Here is a 23,868-nt window from a genome sequence, read left to right as displayed (position 1 = left end):
ATTACCGCACCTTCAGCGTCGCCAGGCCAATCAGCACCAGCATCAGCGAAATAATCCAGAAGCGCACGATCACCCGTGGTTCCGGCCAACCTTTAAGTTCGTAATGGTGATGAATCGGCGCCATGCGGAAAATGCGCTGCCCACGTAACTTAAAGGACCCTACCTGCAAGATGACCGACAGTGTTTCAACCACGAACACACCGCCCATAATCACTAACAAAAACTCTTGGCGCAGTAATACTGCTATGGTGCCCAGTGCGCCGCCCAAAGCTAACGAACCGACGTCACCCATAAAGACCTGCGCCGGATAGGTGTTAAACCAGAGGAAACCCAGCCCTGCCCCCACAATGGCGGTACAGACAATTACCAACTCACCGGCATGGCGCAGATAAGGAATATGCAGATAGGCCGCAAAGTTCACGTTACCAGTCGCCCAAGCCACCAAGGCAAAGCCACCCGCCACGAAAACGGTCGGCATAATCGCCAAGCCATCTAATCCGTCAGTCAGATTGACCGCGTTACTGGTGCCGACAATCACAAAGTACGCCAGCAAGATATAGAGCAAACCCAGTTGCGGCATAATGTCTTTGAAGAAGGGCACCACCAGCTCGGTGGCTGGCGTGTCTTTGCCGATGCTGTACATGGCAAATGCCGCCGCCAGTGCAATGATTGACTGCCAGAAGTATTTCCAACGGGCGATCAAGCCCTTGGTGTCTTTACGGACCACTTTGCGATAATCGTCAATGAAACCGACGATGCCATAACCCACTAGAATGAACAGCACACACCAGACATAGGGATTGGATGGGTAAGCCCACATCAGCACTGAAATGGTGATGGAGAACAGAATCATCAGGCCGCCCATGGTCGGCGTGCCGCGCTTACTGAAATGTGATTCAGGCCCATCATTACGCACCACTTGACCAATCTGCAATTTTTGCAAATAAGCAATCAGGTGCGGCCCCATCCATAATGAAATCACTAGGGCAGTCAACAGACTGACGATGGCTCGGAACGTCAAATAGGAAAAGACGTTAAAACCCGAGTAAAATTTCACTAAATATTCAGCCAACCAAACTAACATGATGCTTTCTCCTGTAACGCACGCACGACATGTTCCATGGCGGCGCTACGTGAACCTTTAATTAATACTGTGATAACCGGATGCTCGCTCAGCAGTTCGCTTACGCGGGCGGCTAATGCGCTCTTATCCTGAAAATGCTCGCCGTTGCCGCTGGCATCGCTCAGCGTCTGGCTTAAAGTACCGACACTCAGCACCTTATCGATACCCGCCTGTTTCGCGGCTTCACCGACCTGACGATGGCAATCAATCGCGGTCTCACCTAACTCGCCCATGTCGCCGACCACCATGACACGGTAGCCCGGCATTTCTGCCAGCACTTGCGCCGCTGCGGTCATAGAACCCACATTGGCGTTGTAAGTGTCATCCAGCAACAATTTGCCCGTCGCAAGTTGAATGGGGAATAAGCGCCCCGGTACGGCCTGTAACTGCATCAGCCCCTGACGAACAGCGGATAAATCCGCACCAACTGACATGGCTAACGCCGCAGCGGCAAGCGCATTAGCAATGTTATGTCGCCCTGGCAGTGGCAGCTCAATGGTGACCGTGCCAAATGGTGAGTGCAGGGTGAAATGCGTCGCCTGAGGCGTGATTTGCACGTCAGTAGCATAAAAATCGATATCTTCTGCTGCCTGAAGACCAAAACGCCAGACTCGCTTGTTATGCAGAGTTTCCTGCCAGTGCGGCCAGTCGTTGCTGTCAGCATTGATAATGGCGGTGCCGTTTGCCGGCAAACCCGCAAAAATCTCGCCTTTAGCTTGCGCCACACCAGCTAGAGAACCGAACCCTTCCAGATGCGCAGCGGCTAAATTGTTCACCAAAGCGCTTTCTGGGCGGCTTAAATCCGTGGTGTAGGCAATCTCACCCACGTGGTTGGCACCCAACTCAATGACCGCAAAATCATATTCTGCCGTCAAACGCAGGAGGGTCAGCGGCACACCGATATCATTATTAAAGTTACCGGCGGTATAGAGCACATTGCCGCATTCACGCAAAATCGCTGCCGTCATCTCTTTGACAGAGGTTTTACCTGAGGAGCCCGTTAAGGCCACCACGCGGGCCGGCACTTGCTGGCGAATCCAAGCCGCGAACTGCCCCAACGCCAGACGGGTGTCTTTGACCACTAATTGCGGCACCCCCACCAGTAAGCGTTTACTTACCAGCAAAGCACCAGCACCTGCGGCAACAGCATCTTCTGCGAAATCATGTCCATCAAAGCGCTCGCCTTTCAGCGCCACAAACAGACAACCCGCCGTGACCTTACGAGTATCAATGGTCACTTCGGTTATCTCGATGTTATCGCCCTGTTTATCGCTGACAATAAACTCCGCGTTAAGCAGCTCGGACAAGAAATGCAGCGAGACCTTAATCATGCCACCACCCCCAACAAACGCGCGACAGTGACGCGGTCGGAGTAATCCAGTCGGCGGTTGCCAACCAGTTGATAATCTTCGTGCCCTTTGCCCGCGATCAGAACTACGTCGTCCGCTTTGGCCTGCATAATGGCACTGGTCACGGCTTCGGCACGACCATGGATCGCTAGTGCATGTCCCGCATCCAATAAGCCGCTGAGGATATCGGCTACAATCGCCTGCGGCTCTTCGCTGCGAGGGTTATCGTCTGTGACGACGACACGATCAGCCAGTTGTTCCGCGATACCGCCCATAAGTGGGCGCTTACCTTTGTCACGATCGCCACCGCAACCAAACACACACCACAACTGCCCTTTACAGTGTAAACGGGCTGCCGCCAGCGCTTTTTCCAGCGCATCCGGCGTGTGGGCATAATCGACCACCACCGTGGGCTTGCCCGGCGCGTTAAACACCTCCATCCGCCCACAAACAGGTTGCAGATGAGGGGCTGCCGCTAAAAGCTGTGCTAACGGATAACCCAATGAGAGCAACGTTGACAGTGCCACCAACAAGTTGCTGACGTTGAAAGCGCCCATCAAGCGGCTCTCTAACTGACCTTCGCCCCAACTGGAATCAAAGGCGATACTCGCGCCGTTATCGTGATATTGAACTTTGCGAGCAGATAACCACGGGCCTTTCCAGCCCGTAGGAACCTGACTTTCCATGCTGACGGCGACCGCTTGCGGCAACTGGCTTAACCAGCGGCGGCCAACTTCGTCATCCGCATTGATAATTTTGTGTTCGGATTGATGGGTGGAGAACAGCAACCATTTTGCCGCCTCGTAACTCGCCATATTACCGTGGTAATCCAGATGATCGCGGCTGAGGTTCGTGAACACGGCGGCGGCAAATGGCAAGGCTGCGACGCGATTCTGAATCAAACCGTGGGAAGAGACTTCCATCGCCGCGAAAGTGGCCCCTTGATCGACCAAATTGCGCAGTAAATGTTGGATATCAACCGCTGAGCCAGTAGTGTTTTCCGTCGGAATCACCTGACCTAATAAGCCATTACCGACCGTCCCCATCACCGCACTGGTTTCGCCCAGTGCCTGACTCCATTGTGCCAGCAATTGGGTGGTGGTGGTTTTGCCGTTCGTCCCGGTCACGCCAACCAAACGCAGTGCGGCACCCGGCTGATGGTAAAACTGGCCCGCCAGTGTGGATAAGTGCTGATTCAAATTACGCAAATAAATAACAGGAACGCCATGCATTTCTGAAACACTGGCATCCGGTGCCACACCATCGGCTTCGGCCACAATGGCCGCCACACCTTGTGCGATGGCTTGCGGGATATAGCGACGCCCGTCCGTCTGGTGGCCGACAACGGCGACAAACAAATCCCCGGCAGCGGCAACACGGCTGTCTAATGTCATTTCCCGTAGCGCACGCTCCGGGACGTCTAGCCCCCAAGGAGCGAGTAAGTCGCGCAAGTTACGATCTGCCACCTGAACCCTCTTTTGTATTAATCACTAATTCGCTTTTATCACCAGTGGGTAACGCATCTGGCTCGATGTTCATGGTGCGTAATACGCCGCCCATGATGGCACCGAACACCGGTGCAGAAACCGCACCACCGTAATATTTCCCTGCCTGCGGGTCATTGATAACCACAACCAGAGCAAATCGAGGGTTACTCGCGGGCGCTACGCCAGCGGTGTAAGCGAGGTATCGGTCCATATATTTGCCATCCGGGCCGACTTTCTTGGCGGTACCGGTTTTAATGGCAATACGGTAGCCTTTGATGGCCGCTTTGGTGCCCCCGCCGCCAGGTAATGCCACACTCTCCATCATATGAACCACGGTGCGTACCAGCGGTTCAGGGAAAATGCGCTCACCGGCCACTGGCGGGTCAACTTTGGTAATCGACAGCGGGCGATAAATCCCCATGCTGCCGATGGTTGCATAGACTCGCGCTAGTTGTAACGGCGTTACCATTAGCCCGTAGCCGAAAGAGAAGGTGGCCCTCTCTATGTCAGACCACCGTTGTTTTTTAGGATATAAGCCACTGCTTTCTCCGACCAACCCCAAATTGGTCGCTTTCCCAAACCCAAACCGTGAGTAAGTATCTACTAACGCTGAGGATGGCATCGCTAACGCCAGTTTAGAAACACCGACGTTACTCGACTTCTGCAAGATCCCGGTCACGGATAGCTCTGCGTAACGGGCCACGTCTTTAATCTGGTGGCCGTTAACAAAGTACGGCAAGGTGTTCAGCACGCTGTTCTCTTTCACAACGCCGTGCTGCAATGCCGTCATCACTACCATTGGCTTCACTGTCGAGCCGGGTTCAAAAATATCGGTTATGGCCCGGTTACGCATCGCGTCTTTCGGCGTACCGGTCAGGTTGTTTGGGTTGTAGGATGGGCTGTTCGCCATCGCCAGTACTTCGCCAGTATTCACATCCACTAACACCGCTGTACCTGATTCGGCTTTGTTGAATGCCACCGCATTATTCAGTTCGCGATACACCAGCGCCTGCAAGCGCTCATCAACACTCAACACCAGATTATGTGCTGCCTGACTATCAACGGAAGAGATATCCTCGATGACGCGGCCATAGCGGTCTTTACGTACCGTCCGCTCGCCCGGTTGCCCTGTGAGCCAGCGGTCAAAACTTTTCTCAACGCCTTCAATGCCTTGGCTATCAATATTGGTCACGCCAATAATGTGTGCCATCACCTGACCTGCGGGATAGTAGCGGCGGGATTCTTGGCGCAAATAGATGCCGGGTAATTTCAGCTTATGGATATAGTCGCCAATGGCAGGGTTAACTTGGCGTGCCAGATAGACAAAGCGCCCTTTGGGGTTGGCATTGATTCGGGTTGCCAATTGGTCTAGCGGGATTTCCAGTGCGTCAGAGAGCGCTTTCCAGCGCGTGTCCAATGTGATGCCGCCGCGCTCGGTTAGCTCTTTCGGGTCGGCCCAGACGGCATTGACTGGCACGCTAACAGCCAATGGACGGCCTGAGCGGTCGCTTATCATGCCACGCGCCGTCGGCACAGCTTGTACCCTCAGCGAGCGCATATCACCCTCGCGCACCAGCTTGTCAGGATTGATCACTTGCAGGTAGGCGGTACGGAGCATCAACCCGACCAATGCCAATAAAATACAGCCGCACAGCAACGCAAAACGCCAGCTAATAAAGCTGGCTTGTTCTTCTTGGCGCTTTAACTTCCCGGGGCGCGCTGCTTTCATGCGTTACCTTGGCAACGTAGAGTCATGGTGGCGACTATTTCCTTTATGATGAGAAAAACCTATTGCTGAACCACAATGTTTTCTTGTGAAGGATCAACATGTTGCATCTTCAGCTTGTCAGTAGCGATACTTTCAACACGACTGTGGTCACCCAATGCGTTCTCTTCCAGAATCAGGTTGCGCCACTCAATGTCCAGCGCATCCCGCTCCAGTACCAACTGCTCACGCTCAGCAGTCAACAAGCGAGTGCGGTGGGCGGTGGTCACAACAAAAATGGCAGACACCAACACCGCGACCAGTAAAATTAACGGGATCTTCGCATTGCGGAGTAAATCACCGCCGATGACTCCAACTAAACCGTGGCGTTCATTGCCTATCACTCTTTGATCCTCTCAGCAAAGCGCAGTACTGAGCTACGTGCTCGTGGGTTCTCAGCCACTTCGGCATCCGCTGGCATCATCTTGCCAATGGATTTCATTGTGCGCCCACCCATGCTGCGTAGCTGGGCTTCCGTCAATGGCAATCCCGCTGGAACCTGTGGCCCACGGCTGCGCTGACGGATAAAATTCTTCACAATGCGGTCTTCAAGAGAGTGGAAGCTAATCACTGACAAACGACCTTCAGGTGCCAGCACTTCATGGGCACCATCCAGTGCGCGCTCAATCTCTTCCAACTCACTGTTGATATAGATACGGATAGCCTGGAAGCTACGGGTCGCTGGGTGTTTATGCTTCTCGCGGAATGGGCTGGCGTTAGCAATCAAATCCGCCAGCTCTTTGGTACGTGTCATCGGCTGTGTGAGATTGCGCTCAACAATCGCCTTCGCCAGACGCTTGGCAAAACGCTCTTCGCCAAAGGTCTTTAGCACCCAAGCGATATCATCGGCGCTGGCTTTCATCAGCCATTCGGCGGCAGATAGTCCACGGGAGGGGTCCATCCGCATGTCCAGCGGCCCGTCGCGCATAAATGAGAAACCACGCTCAGGATCATCCAATTGTGGGGATGAAACACCGAGATCCAGCAAAATTCCGTCAATGCGGCCCACTAAATCTAATTCCCGCACATAATGCGCTAATTCAGAAAAAGGACCGTGTACGATAGAGAATCTTGGATCGGTAATAGATTTTGCGGCTTCAATCGCTTGTGGGTCGCGATCAATCGCTATCAAGCGCCCTTCTGGCCCAAGTTGGGACAAAATCAGACGCGAATGGCCACCACGGCCAAAAGTTCCGTCAATATAGATGCCGTTATCGCGGATGTTCAGACCATTAACGGCCTCATCCAGCAATACGCTGGTGTGCTTGTAGTTGTTATCTACAATTTTTTTGTTATCTACCATGCTTATAGCGATAAGTCCTGTAGCCGCTCAGACAGAGGTTCCTGAGTCGACTGTTCTGCGTCGATGTCATCCTTGACTTGTTGATACCAGGTCTGTTCATCCCACAGCTCAAATTTGTTGAACTGCCCAACCAGCATCACTTCTTTATTCAGCCCGGCGTGCTGACGCAATGTTCCTGCTATCAGTAAGCGCCCAGCGCCATCCATCTGACATTCACTGGCATGTCCTAACAGCAAACGTTGAACCCGACGCTCAGCCGGATTCATGCTCGACAGACGAGATAATTTTTGTTCAATGATTTCCCATTCAGGGAGTGGATAAAGCAACAGGCATGGTTGGTGAAGGTCTATGGTACAGACCATCTGGCCCTGCGACTCCTCATTCAGCAAATCCCGATAACGGGTAGGTACGGCGAGCCGCCCTTTGCTGTCGAGGTTAACCATCGTTGCACCACGAAACATGACTGAGTTACCCCTTCATGACCCAATTCGCCACTTTACCCCACAAATCCCCACATTAAAGAGTTTACGGATGGTATGAAAACCTTGTCAAGCCAGAGCCGAGGCGCTTTGACAATATTTATGGGCCGTTTTTGAGATATATCTCGTAGAAGGGGCTATTTTAGTGCTTGAAATAGAAATTAACGTCATGATTAACGGGCTATTTTTCCGCCAGTAATTCCAGCTACTTAAATAAATAATTAATTGTCGATTAATTGTCTCATTATTTCCTTCTGCAAGGAATGTCTCATTTTCAGTATGAAAATTGTACGGCGAAAAATTCAACTGCCTGAGTACAAAACCCGCATCTGCTGGCTTCTCTAAGGAAAAACAGCCGAAGTCAGCGGCAAAATCTACGACAAAACAATAATACCCTTGAGAACAACAAGTGTTATCGGCGCTGCATTTTACTTCAATTAAGCCGCAAGGATTAATCTATTTTGAAATAAATTATTGGCGCTTATTTTGAGGTATCACTGAAATATGAATGTCTTCAGGCAGATAAATCTTAAATTAGGGGAACACCGCAAAATAGTTTTTTTCTCATCGATTATTTTAAATTTGACTTAGATTACATGGATTTTCCTCACGACAAACGATAAATCATAACTTTTTGTTTTTAAATAAAAAACTGATCCTTCCCCATTTAAAAAACCACTAAAAACCCGATTACTTACAGGATAAAGTATAAAAACAAAACAAATGTTAAAAATAAAAATTTTAAGCTGGTTATGTTACCAACAATAGCACTGTAAACTACATTGAAAGTAAAAATACAATACAATCAACTAACTTTCAAATGATGAGCAATACATAAACCCTGCTAATAATCTTATTAATTGGCGTTTTAGCAGATGTTTACCCCAAGTAGGGAGTTAATGACGATGTTTTCAACTGGGTCCCGTCTGCGTAGTGCCGCAGCCGATACTTTCGCACTCGTGGTGTATTGTTTTGTCATCGGTATGATAATTGAAATAGTGATCTCGGGAATGACCTTCCAGCAGTCACTCTCTTCCCGTCTGGTCTCGATACCGGTCAATATCCTTATCGCTTGGCCTTATGGTGTGTATCGCGATGCATTCATTCGTTTTGCACATCGCCATGCTGGGGAACATTTTTGGGCAAGAAATCTGGCAGACCTACTGGCCTATGTCAGTTTCCAGTCACCGGTCTATGCGCTGATTTTATGGTCTGTTGGGGCTGATTTGGAGCAAATTACCACGGCAGTAACCAGTAACGCCTTGGTTTCAATGGCGATGGGTGTGGCGTATGGCTACTTTTTGGAGTATTGCCGGAGGTTGTTCCGCGTTGCAGGCTATGTCTAATGATGGGCGATTTATACAAGCTCACGAATCAGGGTGCACTCGGCACCCTGATTCGTGATAGCAGATTATTTACGGCTCAAACTGCCACGGCGGAACAGGTTACGCCGGATGCGCGTTAAACCGGGCTTCGGTTTATGCGGTTCGTCCAAACTGGCTAATACCAACTCCAACACGCGCTCAGCCACATCACGGTGACGCTGCGCGACTGCCAATACCGGGCATTCAAGGAAATCGAGCAATTCGTTGTCACCAAAAGTGGCGATCGCCAGATTGCTGGGTAAGCGCCCGCTCTGCTTTAAGGTGACGTCCATAACGCCTTGTAACAGCTGGAATGAGGTAGTAAACAGCGCCTGTGGCATCGGGTGGGTCTTCAGCCACTCTGCAAACAGCACACCAGCGGCTTCGCGTTCGTAACTATTGGCATAGAGGTAGTCGACCTTACGGGGATCATCCTTCCACGCTTCACGAAAGCCCATCTCTCGCAGGAAGCTCACCGATAATTCAGGTAACGCACCGAGGTACAGCACTGATTCTGCGGGGAAAGTTCGTAATTCTTGTGCCAACATCAATGCATCTTCTTGATCGGCACCCACCACGCTGATGAAGTGCTCCCGGTCAAGAGCGCGATCAAGGGCGATGATCGGCAATGGATCATTTGCCCAGCGCTGATAAAAAGGGTGCTCTGGCGGTAGAGCCGTTGAAACGATAATGGCGTCAACCTGGCGCTGCAACAGGTGCTCGATGCAACGCATTTCATTATCGGGCTGATCCTCAGAACAGGCGATCAACAATTGGTAGCCCCGCTGGCGAGCCTGGCGCTCAAGATAGTTTGCGATGCGGGTATAGCTGGTGTTCTCCAGATCCGGGATCACCAAACCGATCGAACGGGTTCTGCCCGCGCGCAATCCCGCCGCAACGGCATTTGGGTGATAGTTATGTTCCCTGACAACAGCCATAACTTTATCTACTGTTTTATCGCTGACCCGGTACTGTTTCGCTTTGCCATTAATGACATAACTGGCGGTGGTGCGCGAAACGCCCGCAAGACGCGCGATTTCATCCAGTTTCACATTGACCCCTTATAAACCCAATAAAGTAATGAAAGGCATAATGTCTGCCAGAGCGGAATATCTCAAAATCTCTCGGAATCTCTCAATCCGTCGATAAACCGGAGCGTTACGGCTAAACCATCGAACTGATAAACCATCGAACCTATAGATCATAGAACCTATAGACATAGTTTAACTACGGATATTGCGCTCTGTCGATCTAACCGCAGAACTCACTATTGAGCAACTGCTTTAACCGCCATATAACGCTATCTTGGTTAAATAATAAGAAAAAAAAAGCTCAGCATGTCTGCCGAGCCTGATAATTTGATGCTAGTCAGAATAAATCACCATGGTTAACGCATAATCTTGTCGCCACGGGAGACACCAACAATACCGGAGCGGGCAACTTCCACAATTTCGGCCACTTCCCGCACAGCATTTAAAAATGCATCCAGTTTATCGCTGGTCCCAGCCAGTTGGACGGTATAGAGCGTGGCGGTCACATCGACAATCTGCCCACGGAAGATTTCAGTGCAACGCTTCACCTCTTCACGCCCGTAACCATTGGCCTGCAATTTAACCAACATGATTTCGCGTTCAACATGTGAGCCGGAAACCAACTCGCTGACCCGCAAAACATCCACCAGCTTGTGTAGCTGTTTTTCGATCTGCTCCAGAACCTTGGCATCACCCACAGTTTGGATGGTCATTCGAGACAGCGTTGGATCGTCGGTCGGCGCAACAGTCAAGCTCTCAATGTTATAACCGCGCTGAGAAAACAGGCCCACAACACGTGATAGAGCACCTGATTCGTTTTCCAGCAGAACTGATAAAATCCGGCGGCGCATAATTATGTCCTCTCCGTTTTGCTAAGCCACATTTCGTCCATGCCACCACCGCGAATCTGCATCGGGTAAACATGCTCCGTTTCGTCGACAGTCACATCCACAAACACCAGACGATTCGTCTCGGATAATTGTGACAAAGCATCAGCTAACTTACTTTCCAGCTCTTCCGGCGTGCGGATCGCAATACCGATGTGACCATAGGCTTCAGCCAATTTGACAAAATCAGGCAGTGAATCCATATAAGACTGTGAATGACGGCCTGAATAGATCATATCCTGCCACTGCTTCACCATGCCGAGATAGCGGTTATTCAGGTTCAGTACCAGTACCGGCAAGTTATATTGCAGCGCGGTGGATAACTCCTGAATATTCATCTGGATGCTGCCATCACCGGTGACACACACCACAGTTTCATCCGGTAACGCCAGTTTAACTCCAAGTGCCGCCGGTAGACCGAAGCCCATGGTGCCTAAACCGCCGGAGTTGATCCAATGGCGTGGTTTATCAAATGGATAGTAAAGCGCGGCGAACATCTGGTGTTGACCCACATCTGACGTGACATAAGCATCACCTTTGGTCAGGCGGTGCAGTGTTTCGATCACCGCTTGTGGTTTGATCTTGCCACTCTCTTTGTTGTAGCCCAGACAATTGCGAGCGCGCCACTGTTCGATGGATTGCCACCAGTCACGTAAGCTATCAAAATCTTGTGCGCAATCGATCTGCGGTAACAGATCCAGCATTTGTACTAACACTTGCTTGGCATCACCGACAATCGGAATATCTGCATTGACGGTTTTTGAGATTGACGTCGGGTCGATATCGATATGCACCACAGTAGCATCCGGGCAATACTTAGCCAGATTATTGGTGGTACGATCATCAAAGCGCACACCAACGGCGAAAATCAGATCCGTATTGTGCATGGCCATATTGGCTTCAAACGTCCCGTGCATCCCCAACATGCCAACACTTTGGCGATGTGTTCCAGGGAAGCTCCCCAGCCCCATCAGCGAGCTGGTGACCGGAAGATTCAACTTCTCGGCAAACGCCAATAGCTCTTCGTGGCAGGCTGAATTTATTGCCCCGCCACCGACATACATAATCGGTCTTTTGGCCGCAAGAATAGTTTGCAGCGCGCGTTTAATCTGCCCACGGTGACCTTGCACTGTCGGATTATAGGAGCGCAAGCTAACCTGTTCTGGATAGGCGTAAGGCATTTTGACCGCAGGCCCGACAATATCTTTCGGTAGATCAATCACTACTGGACCTGGGCGACCTGTCGAAGCCAGATAAAATGCCTTTTTCAGTACCGTCGGAATATCTTCCGTGCGTTTAACCAAGAAGCTGTGTTTGACCACCGGGCGGGAGATCCCCACCATGTCGCACTCTTGGAAAGCGTCATAGCCAATCAACGAGCTAGGCACCTGACCAGAAAGCACCACCATCGGCACGGAGTCCATATAGGCCGTGGCAATACCGGTAATCGCATTGGTTGCACCGGGGCCGGAAGTGACCAGCACCACGCCGACTTCGCCGGTTGCCCGCGCATAACCATCAGCCATGTGTACCGCACCTTGTTCATGGCGCACCAGCACGTGATCGATGCCGCCAACCGTGTGCAGGGCATCGTAGATATCAAGTACGGCCCCGCCGGGATAACCGAACACATGCTTAACGCCCTGATCGATTAACGATCGGACAACCATCTCGGCTCCTGACAACATCTCCATGGGTTTTGCCTCCAGGCTTAGTTTGCTCATCGGATAACGGGAAATCATTTCCACGGGTTCCTGTAGGAAAGGCACAACGCCCCTTATTCCTATTCTTAGTTTGTTATTGTTAGGGTAACTAACTTATTAACATAACGTCAGAATTTACGGCAGGCAAACAGCAATTCTCTGCCCTAAAGACAATTCCGTCAGTCACACTCTGGATTTGTGCTCGTTACAAAGATAAAACACTGCTTTAGCATCCGCCATCTTGTGTTTTACGTCGCATTGATAGCCAATTATAGAACTTAATCAGGCTGTGGATTTTTACGCGTTGGATTCAGAATTATGATAGGTACTACACATAAATGGGTAGCAAAAGTGAGTTTTTGAACGTAAAAACAGCAATCCCCACTATTAATAGGGAGAGAGGGGGATTGCTGTCAGGAGATTGATAAATCAGTCACGGTACATAGAGTCAATTTCATTCTGATAACGCTGGAGAATGATTTTACGCCGCAACTTCATGGTAGGTGTCAGCTCACCTGTCTCCATGGTGAATGCCTGTGGCAATAACGTAAAACGCTTAACCTGCTCAAACAGCGCCAGTTCTTTTTGCATCTCTTTCAGCCGTTGTTCGAACAAACTGACAATATGGCTATGGCGTAATAGCTCCAATCTATCGTGATACTTCAGATTTATCGAACGTGCATACTCTTCCAGTGACTCAAAACACGGAACAATCAGCGCCGACACAAACTTACGCGTATCCGCAATAATCGCGACTTGTTCGATAAAACGGTCCTGACCGAGGGTGCCTTCAATCATTTGTGGTGCAATGTACTTTCCACCCGAGGTTTTCATCAGATCTTTTAAGCGCTCAGTGATGAATAGATTACCTTGAGCGTCCAGAGCTCCGGCATCACCGGTTTTGAGCCAGCCATCTTCGGTGAATGATTCGGCCGTCTCTTGCGGCTTTTTAAAATAGCCGCGCATGACAATCGGGCCACGGACTTGAATCTCATTTTCAGCGCCTAAGCGGACATCAATCCCCGGCAGTGGCTTGCCAATAGAGCCGAAACAGAAGTTTTTCTCTTCCCAACAAGAAACCGTCGCACAGGTTTCCGTCATGCCATAACCGTACTTAATATTGATGCCGATAGCTTGGAAAAACAGAATAATATTGTCATCTAGCCGCGCGCCCGCCGCCGGTAGAAAGCGCACTTTTCCGCCCAATAAGCCCCGTAACTTGCTTAATACCAAACGATCCGCCAGCTTATACGTCAGCTCGGATAGTGGCGATACGGTTTGCCCATGCTGCAGGTTTTGGAATTTGCGTTCGCCACAGCCGACCGCCCAACGGAACAGTATTCGGCGGTGCCATTTTGCCAGCGCAACTTTGTCATTGATGGCACTGAACACTTTCTCGTAAAAGCGGGGAACCGCACACATAACGGTGGGTTTTACGGCCTGCATCGCGGGGCGCACCCAATCCGTATCACGGATATAGACGTTCTGCGCGCCGGTATGCATCACATAGAAGCTCCAAGCCCGCTCAAATACATGGGATAACGGCAAGAAACTGAGGGAAACATCATCGACTGTCAGGGTTAAGCGCTGATCGTGTAAGTAGAGTTGGGCCGCCATATTACGGTAATCCAACATCACACCTTTAGGTTCACCCGTGGTACCAGAGGTATAAATCAGCGTGAACAGATCATCTAAATCGCAGCTCTCTATACGTGTCGTCAATAGATGCTGCTGTACGGCATCGGGTTGCTGCTCAAAATCAGCTAAATGCTGGGCGTATTCACAGCCACGTAAATCGACGGCGGGATCTAATACGATAATCTGAGTCAACTGCGGGCACAGTGGCTTTAGCGTGGTTGCGACATCATATTGCGTTTGCCCACCGACGAATAAAATACGCACATCAGCATCATTGAGCACATAGGCTGCCTGAGCCGTGGTATTAGTGGCATACAAGGGAACACTCACGCCGCGCAATTGCAAAATAGCTAAATCCGCCAACGACCAGGCCATGCTGTTATCAGCAAAAATCCCAATACGCTCTTGAATTGCTGCATCCAAAGAGAGTAGTGCAGTAGAAATTTGGGTGACGTGTTGGTCAACCTGACGCCAGCTCAACTGTTTTTCGCCTTCTGGTGACCATTCACGGAAGGCTATCTGATCGGCACGATTGCTGATTTGCTGGCGCAGACGGCGCACAAGGTGGTATTGCTCTAGTGTGTGGGTCATAACATCGCCGCTCGCTGATCAATCATTCAGTTAAAGTGTACTGCAACTTTTTGCCTGTTGGCATTCAGCTTACAGGTGTTCACTTTTTTTCGCGCAGTCTACCTGCTCCAGAGGTTATGGCAAATAAAATTCAGCGCAGAAATGTGAGCTAAAATAGATTTTGATGAAAAATAGAGCCGTTAGAGCTAGTGGTCGGGGATTAAACAAGACGAGTGCATTTTACTGAATAGCGTAATGAAGGAAGGAAGGAAGGAAGGAAGGAAGATAGCTAATGTGGGATTCAATCTCTCCTTGCCTGCTACTGATCATAATATAATTTCAGCAGCAGGGCTTAACGGAAATGATTACAACGGGGTATTAAGCTGACCGAGTAATTCTTTCATCCATTGATGACCTTTATCTCTATCAGTAGATTCATGCCACGTGAGATAACATGGCCGACTGACATTCTCTTTCCAAGGCAAAGAGATCAGTTTCAAATTAAGAGTTTCACTGTATTTTTGAACAAGCCATCGAGGAGCAATTGCCACAAAGGAAGTTTGAGACACAATATTAAGCACGCTATTCATATCCGTGCTTTCATACGCTATAGTTTGGGCACTGACAATGGATTCATAATAAAGCTCACTAAAAGAACCTACTTTATCTAATGATACGACAGCATGTGGTTCGGAAATGAGTTGTTCCTGGGTAATAGAATTATCAATACGTGGATGATCTTTAGACACAGCCAGTACTGATTCATCATCAAATAATGATATATCGTGAAAGTCGGGGCGTTCAAACTTGGTATAACCGATAACAAATTCTGTTTCTTGATAACGTAATTGGTGCTCAATATTCTCATTCAGATTAGATCTGATAATAAGTTGAACATTGGGTGCTAATTGTTTAACGCGTTCTATTATTTGTGCCGTTAGCCTGATATCCAAAGGGCTACAAATAGATAAATTAAATATCCGCCCACTGTTTTTGGCTTCAAAACCAGCACCTGGCAACTCATTTTGTACCAATTGCAGCGCCTGCCGCACCGGCCCAAAAAGCTGACGTGCTCTGGCGGTAGGCTGAATACCTCGGCCATAACGAACAAACAATTCGTCATTAAACATCACTTTTAGGCGGGCTACCGCGTTACTTACCGCTGGCTGGGACATACCCAGTGCTTGGGCTGCACGTGTTACATTATGCATTTGCATTACTGCATCAAAAACAGTTAATAAATTGAGGTCGACACTTCTTAAGTGAACTTCACTACACTCTTTTTTAGTTGCTTGACTGTCGGTGACTAAGTTGTGTTCAGACATGCTTAACTCCACTAAGCTTTATGCAGATGGCACGATTAACAAAAGAACTCCACTGATATTTATAGCCATCTCAAAATATCTTTGATTTCTTACTATTAATGACGCCAATATTCTCATTGTTACCGTTATAAGATAAAATGAGTCTCATCCTTGTATAAATGAAAAGATATGAATTGCCTCCATGTATTTTCCGCCAATAACGCCCATAGATAAATACGTGAATAAGCCATCCACATAAAGTATCCCATATAGTATTTAAAACTAATTCATTTTATAAATACAAACCTATTCCATCATAAACGTCAACAATCAGAGCAATAGCATGATCACATCACAAAATGGGATGATTGACAACTATGCCATTAACAAATAATAAATTCATCAATGAAAACTTATTAGTTATTAATTATAGTCACGAACATGTTTAATAATGGATTGAATCTCATCCAACTTAATTATGACTTTACTCCATAGTCATAACACTTTAAACAAATAAATAATACCATTCATTAAATCAATCAATATTTATATTCACAAAACATATAAGTTAAAGATAATAAGGTTTGCCGTAAATTCACTCAATGGGTGAGTAATTAATGAATCTCACTCTTCTTATTCTATTCTTATAAAGTCTAAATATAACATTCAGAACAGGGATTAATCCCTGATATGCGGGCGGCAAAGATCTTAGAACATCTGAAAAGCACAATAACCCATATTGTTATCGTTATACCAAACAAACAAAAAGGCAACATAGTAAATATCAGAATAATCATCCTATAAAACTATCTATAAGGTTTTTTATTCCAAAATAAGGAATCCGAAGTCGCCGTAACCAGTTGAAGATACCATTTCAAACAAATATTGACATAACCATAGAATTCACGTATCAATTTAGGTAACGCAATTCTTAGCCAATGAGAAACTGAAAAATTATGTTCTACTCAACCCGCCTACTCAGCCTACTACTAAACGCATCTCACTTGCGCGGTATGTTGGTGGACGGAAATCAGAACTGATTCAGTCATCAAGATTAACAAGCCCGCGCAAATGCGCGGGTTTTTTTTTACCCGCTAAGCGCAAATGTAAACACGACAAGGAATACCACCATGAGCCAACAGGTCATTATTTTTGATACAACATTGCGTGACGGTGAACAAGCATTGCAAGCCAGTCTGAGTGTAAAAGAGAAGCTGCAAATCGCGCTGGCACTGGAAAGAATGGGTGTCGATATAATGGAAGTCGGCTTCCCGGTTTCCTCTCCTGGCGATTTTGAGTCAGTACGCACTATCGCGCAGCAAGTGAAAAATAGCCGGGTTTGCGCCTTGGCACGTTGTGTAGATAAAGATATTGATGTCGCGGCAGAAGCCTTACGTATAGCCGAAGCATTCCGCATCCACGTCTTCTTAGCCACCTCCACCTTGCATATTGAATCCAAGTTAAAGCGCTCGTTTGATGATGTGTTGGCGATGGCGGTACACTCGGTGAAGCGCGCCCGCAACTATACTGACGACGTAGAATTCTCTTGTGAAGACGCGGGCCGCACCCCGATTGATAACTTGTGCCGTGTTGTAGAAGCGGCGATTACAGCAGGTGCCACCACCATCAATATCCCTGATACCGTCGGCTACACCACCCCTTATCAGTTCGGCGGAATCATCACCGACTTGTATGAGCGCGTACCGAATATCGATAAAGCCATTATCTCGGTGCATTGCCACGATGATTTGGGCATGTCAGTGGCTAACTCCATTACTGCGGTACAAGCGGGGGCGCGTCAGGTTGAAGGCACCATCAACGGCTTGGGCGAACGTGCTGGTAACTGCTCACTGGAAGAGGTGATCATGGCTATTAAAGTGCGCCATCAGATGTTGGGGGTGCACACTAATATCAATCATAAGGAAATTTACCGTACCAGCCAGTTGGTCAGCAAAATATGCAACATGCCAATCCCGGGTAACAAAGCCATTGTTGGTAGTAATGCTTTCGCGCACTCCTCCGGTATTCATCAAGATGGCGTACTGAAAAACCGCGAAAACTACGAAATCATGACCCCTGAATCTATTGGCCTGAAAGAAGTACAGTTGAACCTGACTTCCCGCTCCGGCCGCGCGGCGGTAAAACATCGCATGGAAGAGATGGGGTATCAGGATAAAGATTACAATTTGGACTCCCTGTACGACGCTTTCCTGAAACTGGCGGACAAAAAAGGCCAAGTTTTCGACTACGATTTGGAAGCCTTAGCCTTCATTAATAAGCAGCAGGAAGAGCCTGAATATTACCGTTTGGACTATTTCAGCGTCCAATCTGGTTCCAGTGTGATGGCGACCGCCTCAGTGAAATTGGTTTGTGGCGAAGAGACAAAATCAGAAGCCGCCACCGGTAACGGCCCAGTTGATGCGGTATATCAGGCTATCAATCGCATTACCGACTATCCCATCGAACTGGTGAAATATCAGTTATCTGCCAAAGGTCAGGGCAAAGATGCACTGGGTCAGGTTGATATCGTGGTTGATCACAAAGGCCGCCGCTTCCATGGCGTAGGATTGGCAACTGACATTGTCGAGTCATCCGCTAAGGCATTGGTTCACGTATTAAATAACATCTGGCGCGCTCATCAGGTCGAGATCGAGAAGCAGCGCTTGCAACAAAATAATCAGGAAATGGTGTGAACATGACGAAGACTTATCATATTGCCGTTTTACCCGGAGATGGCATCGGCCCTGAAGTAATGGCTCAGGCAAGTAAAGTATTGGATGCGGTGCGTCAGCGCTTTGGCATCAAAATTTCAACCAGCGTTTACGATGTGGGTGGCGCGGCCATCGACCGCCACGGCAGCCCATTGCCACCCGCCACCGTCAGCGGTTGTGAGCAGGCCGACGCGATTTTATTCGGCTCAGTGGGCGGCCCTAAATGGGAACATTTGCCACCAGCGGAACAACCTGAGCGCGGCGCACTGTTACCATTGCGAAAACATTTCAAATTATTCAGCAACTTGCGCCCAGCGCGTTTGTATCAGGGATTGGAAGATTTCTGTCCGTTGCGCAGTGATATTGCCGCCAAAGGCTTCGACATTCTGTGTGTGCGTGAATTAACTGGCGGCATCTATTTCGGTCAACCGAAGGGCCGTGAAGGCCAAGGGATGTACGAACGTGCATTTGATACTGAAGTGTATCACCGCTTCGAAATTGAGCGCATTGCCCGCATCGCCTTTGAATCAGCTCGTAAGCGCCGTGGCAAAGTGACCTCTATTGATAAAGCCAATGTGTTGCAGAGTTCTATTTTGTGGCGTGAAGTGGTTAACGCGATTGCGGCGGACTACCCGGATGTCGCGTTGTCTCACATGTACATTGATAACGCCACCATGCAGTTAATCAAAGATCCTTCCCAGTTTGACGTGTTGCTGTGCTCTAACTTGTTTGGCGATATTTTGTCAGATGAGTGCGCCATGATCACTGGCTCCATGGGCATGTTGCCATCAGCCAGCTTGAACGAGCAGGGTTTCGGCTTATATGAACCCGCTGGCGGCTCCGCACCGGATATCGCCGGTAAAAACATCGCCAACCCAATAGCCCAGATCTTGTCGTTAACCCTGCTGTTGCGCTTTAGTTTGGGTAAAGATGATGCCGCTGACGCCATTGAGCGCGCCATTAATCAGGCATTGGAACAGGGCTATCGCACCGCTGATTTGGCGGGTGATGGCAACGCCATTGGCACCAATGAAATGGGCGATATCATCGCTAAATTCGTGGCGGAGGGGGTTTAACATGGGCCAGATGTCATCTCAAAACAAGACCTTATATCAAAAACTGTACGACGCGCACATTGTGTACGAAGCACCCAATGAGACCCCGCTGTTGTACATTGATCGCCACTTGGTACATGAAGTGACCTCACCGCAAGCCTTTGATGGCTTGCGCGCCATGGGTCGCCCGGTACGTCAGCCGGGTAAAACCTTTGCCACCATGGATCACAACGTTTCAACCCAGACCAAAGATATCAATGCCAGCGGTGAAATGGCACGCATCCAGATGCAAGAATTGATTAAAAACTGTGCTGAATTTGGCGTCTCCTTATATGATCTGAACCACCCGTTCCAAGGCATCGTCCATGTGATTGGCCCTGAACAAGGCATGACCTTACCGGGCATGACCATTGTGTGTGGCGACTCTCATACCGCCACTCATGGCGCATTTGGTTCATTGGCTTTCGGTATTGGCACCTCAGAAGTGGAGCACGTGCTCGCCACCCAGACCCTGAAACAGGGCCGCGCCAAGACCATGAAAATTGAAGTTAATGGCAACGTTGGCCCAGGAATCACCGCCAAAGATATCGTGTTGGCGATTATCGGTAAAACCGGCAGCGCGGGCGGCACCGGCTATGTGGTGGAGTTCTGTGGCAGCGCGATTGAAGCGCTGAGCATGGAAGGCCGCATGACATTGTGCAATATGGCTATCGAGATGGGCGCTAAAGCCGGGTTAGTGGCACCGGATGACACCACATTCGACTATCTGAAAGGGCGTCAGTTTGCCCCGACGGGTGAGCAGTGGGAGCAAGGCGTGGCTTACTGGCGCACCTTGAAATCGGATGCGGATGCCAAATTCGATACTATCGTCACCTTAGACGCGGCGGATATCGCGCCACAAGTGACTTGGGGTACCAATCCGGGCCAAGTGATTGCCGTCAACCAAATCATTCCCGCACCAGACTCCTTCAGTGATCCGGTTGAGCGCGCTTCTGCCGAAAAAGCCTTGGCTTATATGGACTTGCGCCCTGGGATCAAGTTAACCGAGGTGGCGATTGATAAAGTCTTTATCGGCTCTTGCACCAACTCGCGCATTGAAGATTTACGCGCTGCTGCTGCTGTCGCGCAAGGGCGTAAAGTCGCCAGCGGCGTGCAGGCTATCGTGGTTCCCGGCTCCGGCCCGGTGAAAGCGCAAGCCGAGGCGGAAGGTTTGGATAAAATCTTTATCGAAGCCGGTTTCGAGTGGCGTTTACCCGGCTGCTCAATGTGTTTGGCGATGAACAACGACCGTCTGGAACCCGGTGAGCGCTGCGCCTCCACCAGCAATCGTAACTTTGAAGGCCGTCAGGGCCGAGGTGGCCGCACTCATTTGGTTAGCCCGGCGATGGCCGCTGCTGCTGCCGTTACGGGTCACTTTGCTGATGTCCGCGACTTAACCGCCGCCACCCACTAACCGGAGATTCCACCATGGCTAAATTTACTCAACACATTGGTTTGGTCGTCCCGTTAGATGCGGCGAATGTCGATACTGATGCGATTATCCCAAAACAGTTTTTGCAAAAGGTGACTCGCACTGGTTTTGGTCAACACCTGTTTAACGACTGGCGTTTTCTCGACGATGCGGGCCAAGTGCCAAACCCTGAGTTTGTGCTGAACCAGCCCCGCTATCAGGGCGCGACCATTTTGTTGGCCCGTGAGAATTTCGGTTGCGGTTCATCGCGCGAACATGCGCCTTGGGCACTGACGGATTACGGTTTCCATGTGGTTATCGCCCCCAGCTTCGCCGATATTTTTTACGGTAACTCGTTCAATAACCAACTGTTACCGGTCACCTTAAGCGAAGCCGACATTGACACGCTATTCCAGTTAGTTAAAAGCAACGAAGGCATTCAATTTGTTGTCGATCTGGAAGCTCAAACCGTGAATGCCGGTGGCAAAAGTTATCCTTTCGATATCGACGGTTTCCGCCGCCACTGCATGATCAATGGCTTAGACAGTATTGGCCTGACCTTGCAGCACGAAAGCAATATTTCAGCCTACGAAAAGCAACAACCCGCATTTTTACGCTAAATAATACCTAATAGATTTCAAGTTGCAGGAAGGCGGCAAGCAAGAGCAGCCAACACACCTGCAACTTGAAAGATGGCAGTGCTATGAGGGTATACCCAATAGATTTCGAGGTGCAGGAAGGCGGCAAGTGAGTTCATCCCGATGAGCTGACATCAGTCAGTGATTCGGGTGAACGAGAGTAGCCAACACACCTGCAACTTGAAAGATGGCAGTCCTATGAGGGTATACCCAATAGATTTCGAGGTGCAGGAAGGCGGCAAGTGAGTTCATCCCGATGAGCTGACATCAGTCAGTGATTCGGGTGAACGAGAGTAGCCAACACACCTGCAACTTGAAAGATGGCAGTCCTATGAGGGTATACCCAATAGATTTCGAGGTGCAGGAAGGCGGCAAGTGAGTTCATCCCAATGAGCTGACATCAGTCCGTGATTCGGGTGAACGAGAGTAGCCAACACACCTGCAACTTGAAAGATGAAGGGTATCTAGGCTTCTCGCACTCGTGAACAAATAACCAGCGCCAAAATCGCCAACACCATCGCCACCACATACACCGAATCATGCCCCCACGTTTCGGTCAATCCCCCTTGCAGCACCCCTGCCAGAATCACCCCAGTAGAGATACTATTGGTGAACAACGTGGTCGCGGCCCCCGCCCTGCCCGGCATTAAATCTTGGAAATAGAGCATACCGATACCCGCAACGATGCCGATAAAAATGGCATTGAAAATCTGTAGCAACATCAACGCGGTTTTGAATTTAAATAGCACCAATCCGGTATAAAACAGCACCCCCGCCAGCACCGCAAAGAGCATGATTTTGCGCTTACCAAAGTACCTGACCAAATAACCCGCCAGCAGCATGATGGGGATCTCCAACCCAGCAGCCGTCCCCATCAACAAACCCGCTAAGCGCTCAGGCAGCCCCAGACTTGCCGTGATATAGAGTGGCATATCAATGATGTACATGGTGTTGCAGGTCCACATCAGCATTGAGGCAATGAATAACAACAGCACATTTTTATCGGCAAACAGGCTGGCCTGCGCCACCACCGGGGCATCTACCACTGGCTCCGCTCGCGGCACCGACGGCAGAATAAACCACACCACCAGCGCACTCAGCACAAAAATCCCGGCGGCGATGCTGAACATCAGAGTAAAGCCATAATTCAGCGCCAACATAAATGACAGTGGCGGCCCGATAACCCAAGCCAATGAGAGCTGTGCACGCATAATAGAGCTGAACATCACCACTTCACGCGCCGAGTTGTCGGCATACTCACGCGCCAAGGCGAATATCTGCGGCATAGCGGTGTTGGCGACGGACGCCAACAACACCCCTGCGGTGATCAAAGTCAGATAATCACGATTAAAGGCGAACAGCAGGCAGTTCCCCACCGCCATCAGGTAGCAGACCATAATGAGTTTGCGGCGGTCACCGCGTGAGTCTGAGCGCTTGGCGAGGATAAAGCTGACCGTAATCCCCGCGATGGCATTCACGGTATAAAACAGCCCGACCCAGAGCGGGCGGACCTTCACTTCCGTGCTGAGAAACAGGCTTAAGGTCGGAGCCTGCAACGCGCCAGCGATACCAGAAAGAAAAGCCACCACAAAGAAAGCAAGAAAAACCGGATTAACACGGCGGGAATAAGTTAAAGCAGATTTCATTCCAGGCTCCAGCGCCAGAAATAGCGATTTGCGTCTATGCTACAGAAGCGCTTCAAGTTCGCAATCTATTACCCAAAGTAATTAGGGTTGTAAGCGAAGCCAACAACGCCACAGCTTCAAGGACATAATAATGAACATTCCCCAAAGCCATTGGCGTTGTGGCTAGGCGGCAAACGAACGCATCCCGATGAGCTGACTCTAGTCAGTGATTCGGGTAAGCGAGTGCGGCCAACAACGCCATAGCGTCAAGGACATAATAATGAACATTCCCCAAAGTCATTGGCGTTGTGGCTAGGCGGCAAACGAACGCATCCCGATGAGCTGACTCTAGTCAGTGATTCGGGTAAGCGAGTGCGGCCAACAAC

18 protein-coding genes are annotated in these 23,868 nt (G+C 49.6%); 5 read left to right on the top strand and 13 right to left on the bottom strand.

Annotated features, from left to right (window positions below):
• Position 1: 1 nt before the first annotated feature.
• The 7 genes from mraY to mraZ are packed head-to-tail and all read right to left on the bottom strand — an operon-like array spanning position 2 to position 7,488.
• Positions 2–1,084, bottom strand: a complete 1,083-nt coding sequence (gene mraY, locus HRD69_RS09080) for a phospho-N-acetylmuramoyl-pentapeptide-transferase (protein WP_032814707.1) — start codon at positions 1,082–1,084, stop codon at positions 2–4.
• Positions 1,078–2,454, bottom strand: a complete 1,377-nt coding sequence (gene murF, locus HRD69_RS09075; protein ID WP_032814708.1) for a UDP-N-acetylmuramoyl-tripeptide--D-alanyl-D-alanine ligase — start codon at positions 2,452–2,454, stop codon at positions 1,078–1,080. The genes mraY and murF overlap by 7 nt, the downstream gene beginning before the upstream one ends.
• Entirely contained in the window at positions 2,451–3,938 is a 1,488-nt protein-coding gene (gene murE, locus HRD69_RS09070) for a UDP-N-acetylmuramoyl-L-alanyl-D-glutamate--2,6-diaminopimelate ligase (RefSeq protein ID WP_032814709.1), read from the bottom strand. The genes murF and murE overlap by 4 nt, the downstream gene beginning before the upstream one ends.
• A complete protein-coding gene (locus tag HRD69_RS09065) occupies positions 3,925–5,688 on the bottom strand; it encodes a peptidoglycan glycosyltransferase FtsI (RefSeq protein WP_004875565.1) in 1,764 nt (587 codons plus the stop codon). The genes murE and HRD69_RS09065 overlap by 14 nt, the downstream gene beginning before the upstream one ends.
• Before the next feature lie 59 nt (positions 5,689–5,747).
• Positions 5,748–6,068 (bottom strand): cell division protein FtsL, encoded by a 321-nt coding sequence (gene ftsL / locus HRD69_RS09060; RefSeq protein WP_032814710.1) that lies wholly within the window; start codon positions 6,066–6,068, stop codon positions 5,748–5,750.
• On the bottom strand, positions 6,065–7,027 hold the full coding sequence (gene rsmH / locus HRD69_RS09055) for a 16S rRNA (cytosine(1402)-N(4))-methyltransferase RsmH (protein WP_004875566.1): 963 nt from the start codon (positions 7,025–7,027) through the stop codon (positions 6,065–6,067). Before rsmH ends, ftsL begins: the two co-directional genes overlap by 4 nt.
• A 2-nt stretch (positions 7,028–7,029) precedes the next feature.
• Positions 7,030–7,488 carry a division/cell wall cluster transcriptional repressor MraZ gene (gene mraZ / locus HRD69_RS09050; RefSeq protein ID WP_004875568.1) on the bottom strand — a complete coding sequence of 153 codons (459 nt, stop codon included), beginning with the start codon at positions 7,486–7,488 and terminating at the stop codon, positions 7,030–7,032.
• A 923-nt stretch (positions 7,489–8,411) separates the two neighbouring features.
• Here mraZ and HRD69_RS09045 point away from each other — a divergent pair.
• Entirely contained in the window at positions 8,412–8,852 is a 441-nt protein-coding gene (locus HRD69_RS09045; protein ID WP_032814711.1) for an L-alanine exporter AlaE, read from the top strand.
• Positions 8,853–8,917: 65 nt separating this feature from the next.
• On the opposite strand, the gene cra is transcribed toward HRD69_RS09045, so the two are convergent.
• The 5 genes from cra to leuO form a co-directional block, all read right to left on the bottom strand.
• Positions 8,918–9,922, bottom strand: coding sequence for a catabolite repressor/activator (gene cra, locus HRD69_RS09040; RefSeq protein WP_004875570.1), 1,005 nt, complete (start codon positions 9,920–9,922; stop codon positions 8,918–8,920).
• Between the two features lie 335 nt (positions 9,923–10,257).
• On the bottom strand, positions 10,258–10,752 hold the full coding sequence (gene ilvN, locus HRD69_RS09035) for an acetolactate synthase small subunit (protein ID WP_004875571.1): 495 nt from the start codon (positions 10,750–10,752) through the stop codon (positions 10,258–10,260).
• Between the two features lie 2 nt (positions 10,753–10,754).
• Positions 10,755–12,482 carry an acetolactate synthase 3 large subunit gene (gene ilvI, locus HRD69_RS09030; protein ID WP_032814718.1) on the bottom strand — a complete coding sequence of 576 codons (1,728 nt, stop codon included), beginning with the start codon at positions 12,480–12,482 and terminating at the stop codon, positions 10,755–10,757.
• Between the two features lie 438 nt (positions 12,483–12,920).
• Positions 12,921–14,720, bottom strand: coding sequence for an AMP-dependent synthetase/ligase (locus HRD69_RS09025; protein ID WP_032814712.1), 1,800 nt, complete (start codon positions 14,718–14,720; stop codon positions 12,921–12,923).
• 344 nt (positions 14,721–15,064) lie between these two features.
• Positions 15,065–16,024 carry a transcriptional regulator LeuO gene (leuO, locus tag HRD69_RS09020; protein WP_032814714.1) on the bottom strand — a complete coding sequence of 320 codons (960 nt, stop codon included), beginning with the start codon at positions 16,022–16,024 and terminating at the stop codon, positions 15,065–15,067.
• 1,109 nt (positions 16,025–17,133) lie between these two features.
• On the opposite strand from leuO, the gene leuA reads away from it, so the two are divergent.
• From leuA to leuD, 4 genes are read left to right on the top strand one after another with little or no spacing between them, the layout of a single operon-like run.
• Positions 17,134–18,696 carry a 2-isopropylmalate synthase gene (gene leuA, locus HRD69_RS09010; protein ID WP_004875575.1) on the top strand — a complete coding sequence of 521 codons (1,563 nt, stop codon included), beginning with the start codon at positions 17,134–17,136 and terminating at the stop codon, positions 18,694–18,696.
• 2 nt (positions 18,697–18,698) lie between these two features.
• Positions 18,699–19,790, top strand: a complete 1,092-nt coding sequence (gene leuB, locus HRD69_RS09005; RefSeq protein WP_032814716.1) for a 3-isopropylmalate dehydrogenase — start codon at positions 18,699–18,701, stop codon at positions 19,788–19,790.
• Between the two features lies 1 nt (position 19,791).
• On the top strand, positions 19,792–21,222 hold the full coding sequence (gene leuC, locus HRD69_RS09000; protein ID WP_004875577.1) for a 3-isopropylmalate dehydratase large subunit: 1,431 nt from the start codon (positions 19,792–19,794) through the stop codon (positions 21,220–21,222).
• A gap of 14 nt (positions 21,223–21,236) precedes the next feature.
• Positions 21,237–21,839, top strand: coding sequence for a 3-isopropylmalate dehydratase small subunit (gene leuD, locus HRD69_RS08995; RefSeq protein ID WP_004875578.1), 603 nt, complete (start codon positions 21,237–21,239; stop codon positions 21,837–21,839).
• Between the two features lie 482 nt (positions 21,840–22,321).
• Here leuD and HRD69_RS08990 read toward each other — a convergent pair whose 3' ends face one another.
• Positions 22,322–23,503: a sugar efflux transporter gene (locus HRD69_RS08990; protein WP_004875332.1), complete on the bottom strand. Its 1,182-nt coding sequence runs from the start codon at positions 23,501–23,503 to the stop codon at positions 22,322–22,324.
• Positions 23,504–23,868 lie beyond the last annotated feature (365 nt).

It is taken from the genome of Yersinia mollaretii ATCC 43969 (assembly GCF_013282725.1).
GTDB classification, from domain to species: Bacteria; Pseudomonadota; Gammaproteobacteria; order Enterobacterales; family Enterobacteriaceae; genus Yersinia; species Yersinia mollaretii.
The sequence above is the reverse complement of the archived record's forward strand: the minus strand, read 5'-3'. Positions and strand labels throughout refer to the sequence as shown.

Excerpts from the sequence above, each read along its gene's own strand:
- mraY (WP_032814707.1), bottom strand. The coding sequence starts at position 1,084 with ATGTTAGTTTGGTTGGCTGAATATTTAGTGAAATTTTACTCGGGTTTT.
- murF (WP_032814708.1), bottom strand. The coding sequence starts at position 2,454 with ATGATTAAGGTCTCGCTGCATTTCTTGTCCGAGCTGCTTAACGCGGAG.
- HRD69_RS09065 (WP_004875565.1), bottom strand. The coding sequence starts at position 5,688 with ATGAAAGCAGCGCGCCCCGGGAAGTTAAAGCGCCAAGAAGAACAAGCC.
- rsmH (WP_004875566.1), bottom strand. The coding sequence starts at position 7,027 with ATGGTAGATAACAAAAAAATTGTAGATAACAACTACAAGCACACCAGC.
- mraZ (WP_004875568.1), bottom strand. The coding sequence starts at position 7,488 with ATGTTTCGTGGTGCAACGATGGTTAACCTCGACAGCAAAGGGCGGCTC.
- HRD69_RS09045 (WP_032814711.1), top strand. The coding sequence starts at position 8,412 with ATGTTTTCAACTGGGTCCCGTCTGCGTAGTGCCGCAGCCGATACTTTC.
- ilvN (WP_004875571.1), bottom strand. The coding sequence starts at position 10,752 with ATGCGCCGCCGGATTTTATCAGTTCTGCTGGAAAACGAATCAGGTGCT.
- ilvI (WP_032814718.1), bottom strand. The coding sequence starts at position 12,482 with ATGGAGATGTTGTCAGGAGCCGAGATGGTTGTCCGATCGTTAATCGAT.
- HRD69_RS09025 (WP_032814712.1), bottom strand. The coding sequence starts at position 14,720 with ATGACCCACACACTAGAGCAATACCACCTTGTGCGCCGTCTGCGCCAG.
- leuO (WP_032814714.1), bottom strand. The coding sequence starts at position 16,024 with ATGTCTGAACACAACTTAGTCACCGACAGTCAAGCAACTAAAAAAGAG.
- leuA (WP_004875575.1), top strand. The coding sequence starts at position 17,134 with ATGAGCCAACAGGTCATTATTTTTGATACAACATTGCGTGACGGTGAA.
- leuB (WP_032814716.1), top strand. The coding sequence starts at position 18,699 with ATGACGAAGACTTATCATATTGCCGTTTTACCCGGAGATGGCATCGGC.
- leuC (WP_004875577.1), top strand. The coding sequence starts at position 19,792 with ATGGGCCAGATGTCATCTCAAAACAAGACCTTATATCAAAAACTGTAC.
- leuD (WP_004875578.1), top strand. The coding sequence starts at position 21,237 with ATGGCTAAATTTACTCAACACATTGGTTTGGTCGTCCCGTTAGATGCG.
- HRD69_RS08990 (WP_004875332.1), bottom strand. The coding sequence starts at position 23,503 with ATGAAATCTGCTTTAACTTATTCCCGCCGTGTTAATCCGGTTTTTCTT.